At 55.8% G+C, this 13,879-nt stretch carries 14 protein-coding genes; 11 read left to right on the top strand and 3 right to left on the bottom strand.

Going from position 1 to position 13,879, the window contains the following annotated elements:
* The first annotated feature begins 44 nt into the window (after positions 1-44).
* The 8 genes from LB462_RS09365 to LB462_RS09330 all read left to right on the top strand — a co-directional run bounded on the left by LB462_RS09365 (position 45) and on the right by LB462_RS09330 (position 7,673).
* A complete protein-coding gene (locus tag LB462_RS09365) occupies positions 45-434 on the top strand; it encodes an AGROH133_08824 family phage infection protein (RefSeq protein ID WP_224507248.1) in 390 nt (129 codons plus the stop codon).
* Between the two features lie 245 nt (positions 435-679).
* Positions 680-1,240, top strand: a complete 561-nt coding sequence (locus LB462_RS09360) for a F0F1 ATP synthase subunit delta (RefSeq protein ID WP_224507246.1) — start codon at positions 680-682, stop codon at positions 1,238-1,240.
* Positions 1,240-2,769 (top strand): F0F1 ATP synthase subunit alpha, encoded by a 1,530-nt coding sequence (gene atpA, locus LB462_RS09355; protein ID WP_224507244.1) that lies wholly within the window; start codon positions 1,240-1,242, stop codon positions 2,767-2,769. Before LB462_RS09360 ends, atpA begins: the two co-directional genes overlap by 1 nt.
* A 21-nt stretch (positions 2,770-2,790) precedes the next feature.
* A complete protein-coding gene (locus LB462_RS09350; protein ID WP_224507242.1) occupies positions 2,791-3,669 on the top strand; it encodes a F0F1 ATP synthase subunit gamma in 879 nt (292 codons plus the stop codon).
* Between the two features lie 18 nt (positions 3,670-3,687).
* Entirely contained in the window at positions 3,688-5,304 is a 1,617-nt protein-coding gene (gene atpD, locus LB462_RS09345) for a F0F1 ATP synthase subunit beta (protein ID WP_224507239.1), read from the top strand.
* Positions 5,305-5,362: 58 nt separating this feature from the next.
* Positions 5,363-5,770 (top strand): F0F1 ATP synthase subunit epsilon, encoded by a 408-nt coding sequence (locus LB462_RS09340; protein ID WP_112532179.1) that lies wholly within the window; start codon positions 5,363-5,365, stop codon positions 5,768-5,770.
* A gap of 263 nt (positions 5,771-6,033) precedes the next feature.
* Positions 6,034-6,819, top strand: a complete 786-nt coding sequence (locus LB462_RS09335) for an LssY C-terminal domain-containing protein (RefSeq protein ID WP_224507238.1) — start codon at positions 6,034-6,036, stop codon at positions 6,817-6,819.
* A 101-nt stretch (positions 6,820-6,920) separates the two neighbouring features.
* On the top strand, positions 6,921-7,673 hold the full coding sequence (locus LB462_RS09330) for a GGDEF domain-containing protein (protein ID WP_224507236.1): 753 nt from the start codon (positions 6,921-6,923) through the stop codon (positions 7,671-7,673).
* A gap of 10 nt (positions 7,674-7,683) precedes the next feature.
* Here LB462_RS09330 and LB462_RS09325 read toward each other — a convergent pair whose 3' ends face one another.
* From LB462_RS09325 to LB462_RS09315, 3 genes are read right to left on the bottom strand one after another with little or no spacing between them, the layout of a single operon-like run.
* The gene (locus tag LB462_RS09325; protein ID WP_224507234.1) at positions 7,684-8,595 is read right to left on the bottom strand and encodes an SIS domain-containing protein; all 912 of its coding nucleotides are present in this window, start codon (positions 8,593-8,595) and stop codon (positions 7,684-7,686) included.
* A 2-nt stretch (positions 8,596-8,597) separates the two neighbouring features.
* Positions 8,598-9,551 carry a shikimate dehydrogenase family protein gene (locus LB462_RS09320; RefSeq protein ID WP_370637102.1) on the bottom strand — a complete coding sequence of 318 codons (954 nt, stop codon included), beginning with the start codon at positions 9,549-9,551 and terminating at the stop codon, positions 8,598-8,600.
* Between the two features lie 31 nt (positions 9,552-9,582).
* Positions 9,583-10,209: a glucose-6-phosphate isomerase gene (locus tag LB462_RS09315; protein WP_370637101.1), complete on the bottom strand. Its 627-nt coding sequence runs from the start codon at positions 10,207-10,209 to the stop codon at positions 9,583-9,585.
* 247 nt (positions 10,210-10,456) lie between these two features.
* Between LB462_RS09315 and LB462_RS09310 the strand changes: the two genes are divergently transcribed.
* Genes LB462_RS09310 through LB462_RS09300 form a run of 3 tightly spaced genes read left to right on the top strand, consistent with a single transcriptional unit; the run spans position 10,457 to position 13,855 of the window.
* On the top strand, positions 10,457-11,332 hold the full coding sequence (locus tag LB462_RS09310; protein WP_224507231.1) for a carbohydrate ABC transporter permease: 876 nt from the start codon (positions 10,457-10,459) through the stop codon (positions 11,330-11,332).
* Entirely contained in the window at positions 11,329-12,357 is a 1,029-nt protein-coding gene (locus LB462_RS09305) for a carbohydrate ABC transporter permease (protein WP_224507229.1), read from the top strand. Before LB462_RS09310 ends, LB462_RS09305 begins: the two co-directional genes overlap by 4 nt.
* Positions 12,358-12,400: 43 nt before the next feature.
* Positions 12,401-13,855, top strand: a complete 1,455-nt coding sequence (locus LB462_RS09300; RefSeq protein ID WP_224507226.1) for an extracellular solute-binding protein — start codon at positions 12,401-12,403, stop codon at positions 13,853-13,855.
* Positions 13,856-13,879: the final 24 nt, after the last annotated feature.

Here is a 13,879-nt window from a genome sequence, read left to right as displayed (position 1 = left end):
GCTATGAAAGCAGGATTACAGGTAATTTGGGGAGGGGATAAGAAATGGAACTTTATTGGCCGGCGACTACTGGCGAATGGCTGGCTTGGCTGTCAGCGGCAATTACAGTGATCTTCGGATTGATACTGTTTTTTGCACCTCGCGTCGCACTGAAAATCATGCGCCTGCAAACCAAACCCGAGCGGCCTGAAGCCATATCTGAAGTGCGCGCTACATTTGCCGGATTTTATCTCGGACTTGGGCTAAGCGCCCTGGTTTTCTCCCAGCCCTTTCTCTGGATCGCGCTTGGCGTTTCGTGGGGCTTTACGGTCTTCGGCCGCCTGATCTCCATGATGTCGGATCGAGGCAACACGGTTTATAACTGGATATCGGTGCTTGTCGAAATTGCGCTGGCAACGGGCCCCTTGCTCTTCGCCTTCGGCTTCATTGCATAAACATGACAGCATTAGTTGAATCAGTTGCTCATAATTATCCAGAGCTGCGGCGATTGGGACGGCCTTTTTAGGGGATTCGCGTGTTGCGAGTCCTGAGTTCCTATGCTAGACGGCATTCAAATCTCGTCGGATACGGCTCTCGGGTTGTGCCTTCGGCGGTAAAAAAATCAATAATGCCAAAGATTTGACCGAAAATCCTTTCCGGTTTCCAGATTTTTGGCTCCAACGCAGAGAGCTTGTCGTTCGTGGCAGAAACTTCGTCGCTCATTACCGGTGTTGCCCAGCGTTACGCGGGTTCGTTGTTCGACCTTGCGTTCGAGACGAAATCCGTTGCCGAGGTGGAGAAGAATCTCGGCGAGTTCGAGGCTCTCATCAATGGTAGTGCCGATCTGAAGCGACTGGTTTTGAGCCCGGTCTTCTCATCGGGCGATCAGGTCAAAGCGATTTCCGCCATTCTTGCAAAAGCCAAGATCGGCGGCCTAGTCGGCAATTTCCTGCGTGTCGTCGCGCAGAACCGGCGCCTCTTCGCGGTGCCAGCCATGATCCAGTCATTTCGCCAGATCGCCAGCGCCCAGCGCGGCGAGGTTTCGGCGGACGTTACTTCGGCGCATGCCTTGACGGCGGCGCAGCAGACAGAATTGAAGGCCACGCTGAAAAGCGTCGCCGGCAAGGACGTGACAATCAATGTCACTGTTGATCCGTCGATCCTTGGAGGTCTCATCGTCAAGTTGGGGTCCCGCCAGATCGACACTTCACTTCGCACAAAACTTTCTTCGCTTAAGCTTGCACTGAAAGAGGTCGGCTGATGGACATCCGCGCCGCGGAAATTTCCGCAATCCTGAAAGAGCAAATCAAGAATTTCGGTCAGGAGGCAGAAGTCTCCGAGGTCGGTCAGGTTCTGTCCGTCGGTGACGGTATTGCTCGTGTATATGGTCTGGACAATGTTCAGGCCGGTGAAATGGTCGAGTTCCCGGACGGTACCCGCGGCATGGCCCTGAATCTCGAAAGCGACAATGTCGGCGTCGTTATTTTCGGTTCGGACCGTGACATCAAGGAAGGCGACACCGTCAAGCGGACAGGCGCCATCGTTGACGTTCCCGTCGGCAAGGAATTGCTTGGCCGCGTTGTCGATGCACTCGGCAATCCGATCGACGGCAAGGGCCCGATCAAGGCAACGCAACGTATGCGCGTTGATGTCAAGGCGCCAGGCATCATCCCGCGCAAGTCCGTGCATGAGCCGATGTCGACAGGCCTCAAGGCTATCGATGCGCTGATCCCGGTCGGCCGCGGCCAGCGCGAGCTGGTCATCGGCGATCGCCAGACCGGCAAGACAGCGATTATTCTCGATACTTTCCTTAATCAGAAGCCGGCTCACGATGCAGGCAATGAGAACGAAAAGTTGTATTGCGTCTACGTCGCTATCGGCCAGAAGCGTTCGACGGTTGCGCAGTTCGTCAAGATTCTCGAAGAGCGCGGTGCGCTTGAATATTCGATCATCGTTGCTGCCACAGCTTCCGATCCTGCGCCGATGCAGTATCTGGCGCCGTTTGCCGGTTGCACCATGGGCGAATACTTCCGTGACAACGGCATGCACGCGCTGATCGGCTATGACGATCTGTCCAAGCAGGCCGTGGCTTACCGCCAGATGTCCCTGCTGCTGCGCCGTCCTCCGGGCCGCGAAGCTTATCCGGGCGACGTTTTCTATCTGCATTCCCGTTTGCTGGAGCGCTCCGCCAAGCTCAATGAGGACAATGGTGCCGGTTCGCTGACCGCATTGCCTGTCATTGAAACCCAGGCGAACGACGTTTCTGCCTATATCCCGACCAACGTGATTTCGATCACCGACGGCCAGATATTCTTGGAAACGAACCTTTTCTACCAGGGTATCCGTCCGGCTGTTAACGTCGGTCTGTCGGTTTCCCGCGTTGGTTCTGCCGCGCAGATCAAGGCGATGAAACAGGTTGCCGGCTCGATTAAAGGTGAGCTGGCTCAGTATCGCGAAATGGCGGCCTTTGCCCAGTTCGGATCTGATCTCGATGCCTCGACACAACGCCTGCTCAACCGTGGCGCGCGCCTGACCGAGCTTTTGAAGCAGCCACAGTTCTCGCCGCTGAAGACGGAAGAGCAGGTTGCGGTGATCTACGCCGGCGTCAATGGCTATCTCGACAAGCTCGCCGTCAATCAGGTCAACAGTTTCGAGCAAGGTCTGCTCACATGGCTTCGTACGGAACACAAGGACGTTCTCGCGACGATCGCCAAGGAAAAGCAGATCAGCGACGAGACCAAAGGCAAGCTCAAGGCCGCTGTTGACGGCTTTGCCAAGTCCTTCGCTTAACATTACGGACGGGATGAACGGATGCCTTCGTTAAAGGATCTGAGAAACCGGATCGCCTCGGTCAAGGCGACGCAGAAGATCACCAAGGCGATGCAAATGGTCGCCGCGGCGAAGCTGCGTCGTGCGCAGGAGGCTGCGGAAGCCGCTCGTCCCTATTCGCAGCGCATGGCTGCGGTGCTGGCGAACATCGCTTCCAATGTCGATGGCGATGATGCGCCTGTGCTGATGAGCGGTACCGGCAAGGACGATGTACATCTCTTGGTCGTTTGTACGTCTGAACGTGGCCTTTGCGGCGGATTCAATTCGCAGATCGCGCGTCTGGCTCGTGACCATGCCCGCCGGCTTTTCGCCGACGGCAAGACGGTCAAGATCATAACCGTTGGCAAGAAGGGCGCAGACATCCTGCGCCGTGATCTCGGCAAGAACATTATCGATCATGTCGATCTGCGCGAAGTCAAAACACTTGGTTTTGTCAACGCAGACGAGATCGGTCACAAGATCATCGCGCTCTTCAATGAAGGTGCGTTCGATGTCGCCACGCTGTTCTATTCGGAATTCAAGTCTGTGATCGTACAGATACCGACTGCCCAGCAGTTGATTCCAGCCAGTGAAATCGGCGATGTCGAGCCGGAGAGCGCAGGCGATGCAGTTTATGAATATGAGCCGGATCCGGCCGCCATTCTCGGCGATCTGATCCCGCGTAATATTTCCGTCCAGGTTTTCCGCGCTCTCCTTGAAAACGCGGCATCGGAGCAGGGTGCGCGTATGTCCGCTATGGACAACGCAACCCGCAATGCCGGTGACATGATCAACAAGCTGACAATGTCGTACAACCGCCAGCGTCAAGCCCAGATCACCAAAGAACTGATTGAAATTATTTCGGGCGCGGAAGCGCTCTAATCGCGAAGGTAAGGATCGATGGCTAAAGCAGCGACCCCGAAAACACCCGCAGCCGCCAAGGCTGCCCCGGCAGCAAAGACACCTGCAGCAAAGACATCTGCCGAGGCCGTGAAGCCGGTTGAGAAAGCCGCTGCCAAGGCCGCTCCAGCTGCCAAAGCCGCAGCTCCGGCAAAGGCAACAAAGTCAGCGACACCCAAGACTGCTCTCAAGGCAACTGGTGTTGCCGGCCGCGTCAGCCAGGTTATCGGCGCTGTTGTCGACGTGGCCTTCGATGGTGGTGTTCTGCCGCAGATCCTGAACGCGCTGGAAACCGACAATCTCGGCAACCGCCTCGTTCTCGAAGTTGCGCAACATCTCGGTGAGAACACTGTGCGCACGATCGCCATGGACTCGACCGAAGGCCTGATCCGCGGCCAGGTTGTTTACGACACCGGTTCGCCTATCATGGTGCCGGTCGGCGAGGAAACACTTGGCCGCATCATGAACGTCATCGGCGAGCCGGTCGACGAAGCAGGCCCGATCAAGACAAAGCTTTCCCGCGCCATCCACCAGCCAGCCCCGGCATATGTCGAGCAGTCGACGGAAGCCGAGATCCTTGTCACTGGCATCAAGGTGGTCGACCTGCTCGCACCTTATGCACGCGGCGGCAAGATCGGTCTCTTCGGTGGTGCAGGCGTCGGCAAGACAGTTCTCATCATGGAACTGATCAACAACGTTGCCAAGGCGCATGGCGGTTATTCGGTATTCGCCGGTGTGGGCGAACGTACACGCGAGGGTAACGATCTCTATCACGAGATGATCGAATCCGGCGTTAACAAGGAAGGCGGCGGAGAGGGCTCCAAGGCCGCACTCGTCTACGGCCAGATGAACGAGCCGCCAGGGGCACGCGCCCGCGTTGCTCTGTCAGGTCTGACTGTCGCCGAGCATTTCCGCGACCAGGGCCAGGACGTTCTGTTCTTCGTGGACAACATCTTCCGCTTCACGCAGGCCGGTTCCGAAGTGTCCGCTTTGCTTGGCCGTATCCCGTCCGCCGTGGGCTATCAGCCGACACTCGCGACGGATATGGGCCAGATGCAGGAACGCATCACCACGACGCACAAGGGTTCGATCACATCGGTTCAGGCCATCTACGTCCCCGCCGACGATTTGACCGATCCTGCGCCTGCGACTTCGTTCGCTCACCTTGATGCGACGACGGTTCTCAATCGCGCGATCTCCGAGAAGGGTATTTACCCGGCTGTGGATCCGCTGGACTCGACATCGCGCATGCTCGATCCGCTGATCGTCGGTGACGAGCACTACCAGACGGCCCGTCAGGTTCAGTCGATCCTGCAGCGCTACAAGTCGCTTCAGGACATCATCGCCATCCTTGGCATGGACGAGCTTTCGGAAGAAGACAAGATTGCTGTGGCCCGTGCCCGCAAGATTGAACGCTTCCTGTCACAGCCATTCTTCGTTGCTGAAATCTTTACCGGTTCGCCGGGCAAGCTGGTCGATCTGGCGGACACCATCAAGGGCTTCAAGGGTCTCTGCAATGGTGACTATGATCACTTGCCGGAAGCTGCGTTCTACATGGTCGGCTCGATCGACGAGGCGATCGAGAAGGCACAGCGTCTGGCTGCGGAAGCAGCTTAATGCATGACTGATGGCGGGCTGCGGCCCGCCTTTTCGCCACAGGATTTGAGTGAATATCATGGCAGAAGCCTTTCAGTTCGAACTCGTCTCACCAGAGCGTCTGCTTCTTTCGGAGCAGATTATCGAGGTCGTCGTTCCAGGTACCGAGGGCTACATGACCGTTATGGCGCACCATGCGCCATTGATGGCAACAGTGAAGCCGGGCGTCGTCGCCGTGAAGACACCGGACGGCAAGCTGGACAGCTATGTGGTTTTCGGCGGCTTTGTTGACATTACGCCTGACGGCTGCACGCTCCTTGCTGAATCGGCAGTACACGTCGCCGATATAAGGGCCGATGAATTGCAGAACCGCATAAAGGACGCCCAGGAAGACTTCGAAGACGCGACAACCCGCGAAGATCGGGCCAAGGCAGAAGATCTTCTCGGCCAACTGAAGACACTTGAGGAAGCCATCAAGGCTGCCTGATCGGGCCAAACCGATCGATGATAGATCAAGCGGGCTTCGGCCCGTTTTTTATTACGGCAGTTCCCCCAGTGATCACAGGCGAACGGCCAAGGCGGCGAATGGAAAGTCCGCCGTACGATCCTTGATAGGGCCGGCGAAACCATATTTACGGAACAATGGCCGCCCCGACGATCAAGTCCAGGTCGAACGACTGGATCATGTTCTTTCCAAAGCTATCGCGCTAAGATCGTTCCGAGAGACTATAGGGCGGGGGCGAGAAAGAAATGAGGCGTCTGTTTGTCGGTGCTGCAATCATCGTTGCCGTCTACCTCTTACTCGCATATGTGGCCCTTCCAACTGTCTGGACTCACTATGAACGACAGCCCGGCCTCGCTAATCATCCCATGGTGACGAAGACTGCCCGAGGTATTCCGGGCGACCCGCTGAATGTCGGCCTTATAGGTGATCGTGAGGACATTATCCGCGCCATGCATGCCGGTGCCTGGTATCCGGCCGATCCCGTCACCTTGCGTTCCAGCATCGATATCATTGGAAGCGTGATGCTCGACCGGCCTTACGACAAGGCTCCGGTCAGCCCGCTATTTTATGACGGCCGCCGCGAGGACCTCGCTTACGAAATGCCCGTTGGCAGCAGCGCAAAGCAGCGCCATCATGTTCGTTTGTGGAAGGTGCTCGATACGGGCGTAGAACAAAGGCCCGTATGGCTCGGTTCCGCAACCTTCGATCAACGTGTGGGATTCAGTGAGTATACCGGTCAGGTAACGCATGACATTGCACCGGATATCGATGCCGAGCGCGACTATTTTGCCAATAGTCTTACGGGGGCGGGTATGGTGGACGCGATCTACCAGGTCTCGGGTGTCGGTCCGACGCTGAATGGCCGCAATGGTGAGGGCAGCCCGTATTATACCGACGGCGAAATTCGCATGCTCACCTTGGTTCACGACGGGCTACGCCGGAGCCAACCCCCCGAAATACTGGCGTCACCGCCGCTCATTCAAGCCAAGGACAATGCCTGGATGACAATCAAGGATGCGTTGGGCAATTAGCCCGGCTACGATCAGGCCTGATATAGGGTAATGGGCTGTCTTTACCGCATCTTTCATTTTTAGAGCCTATAAGAAGCCGACCGCATCTCTGGAAGGCATCGATGAACACTTTCAATCGCTGGATGACGATGTTCGAGGCGTTGTCGCCCGTCAGGCAGATATTGCTGGTGCTCGGTCTCGGCGGTGTCCTCGCAAATGTCCTGGCCGCCCTCTTCTTCAAGCTCGGCGGTTACGATAGTCTCGACAAGACGATCCTTGTGACAACACTAATCGTTATCGTTGTCGGAGGGCCGCTTGGAGCATTTCTGGTCGGATTGAACTATCGCCTGAAGATTTTGGCGCACGAGCTCGACATCGCATTTCGCAAAGACGGGATGACAGGGCTATCGACGCGTCATGAGTTTTATCTACGGGTCGAGCAGATGATCCTTGGCAACAATCCTGCTCTCAGTGCCGGGGCCGTGCTCTATATAGATGCCGATCACTTCAAGTCGGTCAACGATCGGTTCGGCCATGCCGCTGGAGATGATGCCCTGCAAGAGATAGGAACGCTCATTGGAAAGCGGTTGGGTCGGCGCGATGTCGGCGCGCGCTTTGGCGGCGAAGAATTTGCAGTTTTCCTCGCCGATGCAGACTATGGCAAAGCATCGTGGGTGGCGCACGGCATACTGCTCGATGTCCGGGCCATATCGAGGAAGGTCGCCCGGAGCGAACTGTCATTGACGGTCAGTATCGGTGTTGCGTTTCATGAGCCTGGGCAAACACTGGAACAACTGGTCAATGCCGCGGATGAATGCCTCTACCGGGCCAAGAACCAGGGGCGTGATCGCGTCGTTTACGAGATGGCTTCGTAGCACCAGGCTCTCAAATCGGCTGGACTTTGCGCATATCACTCAGTTGCCGCTTCATATTGTGAATCCGCGCTTGATCCTCGAGGGGACGGCGCATCGCCACGCTGGTCGAGAGAATATCGATCACGACGAGCGCGGCAATGCGCGAGATCGTCGGTGTATACATATTGGTGTTCTCAAGCGTCTCGACGATCAAAGCCACGTCACAGTAACTGGCGAGCGGCGAGTCCGAACCCGTCAGACAAATAACGGCGGCGCCGTTTGCGCGAGCAATACGGGCAATCTCGATGATGGAGCGCGTTGTTCCGGTATTGGAAATCACAAAGGCAACATCGCCCTGCTTCATCATTGAGGCGATCATGATTTGCTGATGTGAATCGAGCTGTGCCCCGCAAGGAACACCAAAGAGTGGAAATTTCTGCTGGGCGTCTCGCGCAACAATGCCCGACGCGCCAAAGCCAAAAAATTCGATGGTCCGGGCTTGCGCGAGAATATCGATGGCTTTGCGCAGAGCGGTCCTGTCAAGGTGTGATCTCGCCCAATCGAGACTGGTCATGGTGTACTCGAAGATCTTCTCAGCCACGGTCTCCGGATCATCGGTATCTAGCAGGACTGAATGGGTCGCCGGTGTGCCGAAAGCCAGACTCTGAGCGAGCCGTATCTTGAAATCCTGGAAACCTTTGCATCCGATCGCCATAGCAAAGCGCAGGACCGTAGGTTGGCTGACCTCGGCAAGTGTTGCTGTCTCACCCACCGTAGCCTTCAGGATTCGCTGGGGGTCCTTTAGAACCACATCCGCGACCTTACGATCTGATTTGCGCAGGCCGGCCCGCATCGCGCGGATAATTTCTATAATATTCCGACCACCGGCATCCCGGATATCTGTGCGTGCGTCCCTTTCATTATCGTCTGCTTCTCTGTGCATCGCTATCGCTCCGATGCTTCGAGAGCGATTGCGGAAATCCGATCGAACGATGGCCCCGCCACAGGGATTTCAATATTGAAGACTTCGGCGATTACCTGCGTCCAGCCGTGCAGGAAGTAGGTCCAGCCATCCACAACCTGCAGATTGTGGTTCTGTTGCAGGCTGCGTGCCTGGTCGAGAAAAATCAGATCGCCTCGATAATTCAGATCCCATATCACAGAACGATCAGGAAACTGGCAGGCGTTGGACAAGGGCGAACCCGGTGCATCCTTGCCGAGGCCCGTGGCATTGATGACGAGAGAGCCCGGCTTGATCTGGCGCAATACATGGTCGTTGGCGTCAGTTTCAGGAGATAGAATGTATTCTATGGGGACGACGCTGTTGACCTGTTCATGAATGCGACGGATTTCATCCAGCCGTTCATGGCTGCGATCAGACACGAGTATCCTCCCGGGGACGTCCTCGCCGCGCGAGCGGCGCATCAGGTGCCAGGTGATTGCAATCGTAGAGCCGCCTGCGCCCATGCAGAAGAGGTCAGCTTCACTACCGGAAAAATACTGCTCGCCGAGAAAACCATCTATGGCAAGGCCGGACGAAATGGGATCCTTCGCATGACAGATCAGCTTGCCGTCGCGTTTGGAAATGCAGCTGGTTTCACCCATCAATTGTGCGAGCGGATCGATAGTGTCGAACATATCGCGGCAAGCGTGAAAGAGATCAATCTTGTGAGTCGTCACCAGTGCGCCGAGAGAAAGGGGATCGTCCCGGATGAACGCCACAGCTTCGCGATAGGCGGCAGGATCGTCATGGAGTTTAAAATCGATGCCCTTGATGACAGCGGTTTCAAGCCCGAGATACTTGGCCCATGCGGGAAACACCTTCATGATAGAGCTTTTGCCGGTTGTGACACCGATGAAGTAAAGTGTGGGCAGCGTCGCAGGTGTGTAAGCAGTCACTTACGGTTCTCCAGATGAGTGGGCTTTTTGATCAAGGATTATTCTTCATGAGTGCAGCGACCTGTTCGCCTGTCCGCGGGTTGTAACAGGCGTTGTCCACCAATTCCCACCCGTTGCCACTGCTCATCACACGATGGCGCATGCCGTTTGATTTCTCGATGATGCTGTAGTCCTGCCCGCTATCGGAAGGGTAAGCGAAGACCATCACAAGGTCCGTTTCACCGATGTTGATGGAACGGTGGATCCAGTATGGCGGAACATAGCAGATAGTCTGCGCGGTGATTTCGATAATGCGTGTCTCGCCCTCCGGCGATTCCAATTGCATGAGACCATGCCCGCTTTGACCGTAATAAATTTCCGGCCGATCCGCCTTCGCATGAATGTGACCGCGCGTGAGGAAAAACTCCCTGTCGACGCGCCCGGGATTCATGCGGGTGACGCCGTAATTAAGGTCACCGGCATGCGTGCCCGGCCGAAAATCTTCGACACTATAGACGACCGGATCATTCAGGCTTTTTATGAGCGCCGCATGCGCGTTTGCGTTCTCATAGACCCCGACGAGGTCGCTCAAGCGCTTTTCATAACGACCGGTGTGGCCGCTCATTCGGCCGGCAAAAGGGTCTACGAGGCAGGCGACCGGTTCGTGCACAATAGTCAATCTCCGTTCTGTAGTAAAATTACATAAAACTACAAAAGTGCGCGCGCAAGCGAATATTTGCAATCCGAGCGGAGCACTCGCTTGCTGTCATTCGGGGTAGAATTGTGTTGACTGACAAAAATTGCGTAATTACGCTACAAATAGTTCGGGGGATTCATCAAGGTCAGGTCCTTGGTGGGAGGAGATCTATGTCGGATTTTAAGGTGTCCTGCTTCCGGATCGCAGTTTGCTGCGTCAGCGGTGCGGCATGACTCGAAATGATCCGATCAAGCATTTTTTTATCTGGCCAGCGCTACTGATCGTCCTGGTGATTTCCATATTTCCGTTGATCTATTCGCTGACGACCAGCTTCATGAGCTTGCGGCTCGTCCCGCCAATACCGCCGAGATTTGTCGGATTTGGCAATTATATTGAACTCCTGCAGAATCCACGGTTCTGGCACGTCACGTGGACGACGACGATCATCGCCTTCATCTCCGTCGGCTTGCAGTATGTGATCGGGTTCTCCGTGGCGCTCGCGCTCAACAGAAATGTTCCGGGCGAGGGTCTGTTCCGCGTCAGTTTCTTGTTGCCGATGCTCGTTGCGCCAGTCGCCGTTGCTTTGATCGCGCGGCAAATCCTCAACCCGACCATGGGTCCGCTCAATGAGCTGATGACATTTTTCGGCTTTCCCAATCTGCCTTTCCTGACACAGACGAGATGGGCTATCGGGGCCATTATTTCTGTTGAGGTTTGGCAATGGACGCCCTTCGTCATGCTGATGTTGCTTGCAGGGTTGCAGACCTTGCCGGATGATGTCTATGAAGCAGCAGCGCTGGAGAATGCCAGCTCGTGGCAGCAATTCTGGGGGATCACCTTCCCAATGATGCTGCCAATTTCTGTGGCGGTCGTGTTTATCCGGCTGATCGAGAGCTACAAGATCATCGATACAGTGTTTGTCATGACCGGTGGAGGTCCGGGGATTTCAACCGAAACCCTGACACTGTTCGCCTACCAGGAAGGCTTCAAGAAGTTCAATCTTGGTTATACGTCGGCGCTGTCCTTCCTGTTCCTGATCGTCATCACGGTTATCGGCCTTGTCTATCTCGCGATCCTGAAGCCCTATCTGGAGAAGCACAAATGAGTGTGAGGGATCTGAAGGGGAATGGACGCTGGTGGGCGCTTGCGGGCTGCCTGCTTTGGCTGGCATTTACCTTCTTCCCGCTCTATTGGGTGACAATAACGTCATTCAAGTCGCCATTGGGTGTTGTTGGCGGGCCGACTTACCTGCCGTTTGTCGATTTTGAACCGACATTGACGGCGTGGACCGAGCTTTTGTCGGGCCAGCGCGGACAGTTCTACAATAACTTCATGGCCTCGACGATTATTGGCCTTTCAGCCTCGGTCATCGCCACAGCGGTCGGTTCGATGGCAGCCTATGCGCTCGTGAGGTTCACTTTCGAGGTCAAACTCCTGACGGGTGTTATATTCGTCGTGGTGGCTTTCGGTGGATACCTGCTGGGACGACACGTTGCGGGCTATGGTCAAGCGATATCACTCATTTATGCCTTTATCGCGGCTCTCGCGCTCGCGATCGGCTCCAGCCGGATACGGCTCCCCGGTCCCATTTTAGGCAATGACGACATTGTCTTCTGGTTCGTCAGCCAGCGCATGTTTCCGCCGATCGTCGCGGCATTCGCGTTGTTTCTGATGTATACTGAAATGGGAAAGCTCGGATTCAAGCTCGTCGATACCTATACCGGCCTGACCTTCGCCTATGTGGCTTTTTCACTTCCGATCGTGATCTGGCTGATGCGCGATTTCTTTGCCGCATTGCCCATCGAAGTGGAGGAAGCGGCGATGGTGGATAATGTTCCTTCGTGGAGAATATTCTTTGGCATCGTGGTGCCAATGTCGAAGCCAGGACTGATAGCGACGTTCATGATCACGTTGGCGTTCGTCTGGAACGAATTTTTGTTTGCGCTGTTTCTGACGAACTCCAGATGGCAGACTCTTCCAATTCTCGTCGCGGGTCAAAACAGTCAGCGCGGTGACGAATGGTGGTCGATTTCTGCGGCCGCCCTGGTTGCCATCATACCCATGGTTATCATGGCTGGAATTCTAAGCAGGCTGATGCGATCCGGCCTGCTTCTGGGAGCAATAAAATAAGCATTCACGATAACTGATCATCATAAATTCCAGGGAGGAAAACATGAGAAGATTGCTATTGAGTACTACGGCTGCGGGTCTGCTAGCGATGGCGGGCGCGTCACCGGCGCTTGCCTGCGACCCCGACTATACCGGCATCACTCTGACTGCGACGACGCAGACCGGACCATATATCGCTTCCGCGCTGCAGCTTGCCGCCAAAGGCTGGACAGAGAAAACCTGCGGCAAAGTGAATGTCGTCGAATTTCCATGGTCAGAGCTCTATCCAAAGATCGTAACATCGCTGACATCGGGCGAAGACACATTCGACGTGATTGCCTTCGCGCCAGCTTGGGCGCCGGATTTCACCGACTATCTGTCGGAGATGCCCAAGGCTATGCAGTCCGGACCAGACTGGGAGGATATTGCTCCCGTTTATCGCGAACAGCTGATGGTCTGGAACGGCAAGGTTCTGTCGCAAACGATGGACGGCGACGCGCACACCTATACCTACCGTATCGATCTGTTTGAGAAGCCGGAAAACCAGACGGCATTCAAGGCCAAGTATGGCTACGATCTGGCGCCGCCAAAGACCTGGAAGCAGTATCTCGATATTGCTGAATTCTTCCAGCAACCGGCGAACGGCCTGTGGGGTACCGCAGAGGCTTTCCGCCGCGGCGGACAGCAATTCTGGTTCCTTTTCAGCCATGTTGCCGGTTACACAAGCCATCCGGACAATCCCGGCGCCATGTTCTTTGATCCGGACACGATGGATGCCCAGGTTAACAATCCTGGCTGGGTCCGCGGGTTGGAAGAATATATAAAGGCGTCGAAACTCGCGCCGCCCAATGCGCTGAATTTCTCGTTCGGCGAAGTGAATGCAGCGTTTGCCGGCGGTCAGGTGGCGGAGTCGATTGGCTGGGGTGATACCGGTGTTATTGGCGCCGATCCCAAGCAATCCAAGGTTGCCGGCAATGTCGGCTCGGCATCGCTGCCTGGATCGGACGAAATCTGGAACTACAAGACCAAGAAGTGGGACAAGTTCGACCACGTTATCCAGACATCGTTCATGGCGTTCGGCGGGTGGCAGGCGGCTGTTCCCGCTTCATCCAAAAATCAGGATGCAGCTTGGGATTATATCAAGTTCCTGACCAGTCCCGCTGTATCAGGACAGGCGGCGATCACCGGTGGCACCGGAGTCAACCCGTATCGCATCTCGCATACGACCAACGCCGATCTTTGGTCGAAGATATTCTCACCACGTGAGGCCAAAGAATATCTCGGTGCCCAGAAAGATGCCGTCACCGCCAAGAACACGGCGCTTGACATGCGCTTGCCGGGCTATTTCTCCTACACGGAAATCCTGGAGATCGAGTTGTCGAAAGCATTGGCTGGCGAGGTGACGCCGCAGCAGGCGCTAGACACGGTGGCGCAGGGATGGAACAAGCTGACCGATGATTTTGGCCGGGACAAGCAACTTGCGGCCTATCGCTCGTCGATGGGCCTTCCGGCAAAATAATGACAAGTCAGTATCCCGCCCGCC

The sequence above is a fragment of the Phyllobacterium chamaecytisi genome, from assembly GCF_020164455.1.
Taxonomy (GTDB): domain Bacteria; phylum Pseudomonadota; class Alphaproteobacteria; order Rhizobiales; family Rhizobiaceae; genus Phyllobacterium; species Phyllobacterium chamaecytisi.
This window is presented reverse-complemented; position numbering and strand designations above follow the sequence as displayed.

Coding starts and splice junctions, on each gene's coding strand:
- LB462_RS09365 (WP_224507248.1), top strand. CDS start 45: ATGGAACTTTATTGGCCGGCGACTACTGGCGAATGGCTGGCTTGGCTG.
- atpA (WP_224507244.1), top strand. CDS start 1,240: ATGGACATCCGCGCCGCGGAAATTTCCGCAATCCTGAAAGAGCAAATC.
- LB462_RS09350 (WP_224507242.1), top strand. CDS start 2,791: ATGCCTTCGTTAAAGGATCTGAGAAACCGGATCGCCTCGGTCAAGGCG.
- atpD (WP_224507239.1), top strand. CDS start 3,688: ATGGCTAAAGCAGCGACCCCGAAAACACCCGCAGCCGCCAAGGCTGCC.
- LB462_RS09340 (WP_112532179.1), top strand. CDS start 5,363: ATGGCAGAAGCCTTTCAGTTCGAACTCGTCTCACCAGAGCGTCTGCTT.
- LB462_RS09335 (WP_224507238.1), top strand. CDS start 6,034: ATGAGGCGTCTGTTTGTCGGTGCTGCAATCATCGTTGCCGTCTACCTC.
- LB462_RS09330 (WP_224507236.1), top strand. CDS start 6,921: ATGAACACTTTCAATCGCTGGATGACGATGTTCGAGGCGTTGTCGCCC.
- LB462_RS09325 (WP_224507234.1), bottom strand. CDS start 8,595: ATGCACAGAGAAGCAGACGATAATGAAAGGGACGCACGCACAGATATC.
- LB462_RS09310 (WP_224507231.1), top strand. CDS start 10,457: ATGACTCGAAATGATCCGATCAAGCATTTTTTTATCTGGCCAGCGCTA.
- LB462_RS09305 (WP_224507229.1), top strand. CDS start 11,329: ATGAGTGTGAGGGATCTGAAGGGGAATGGACGCTGGTGGGCGCTTGCG.
- LB462_RS09300 (WP_224507226.1), top strand. CDS start 12,401: ATGAGAAGATTGCTATTGAGTACTACGGCTGCGGGTCTGCTAGCGATG.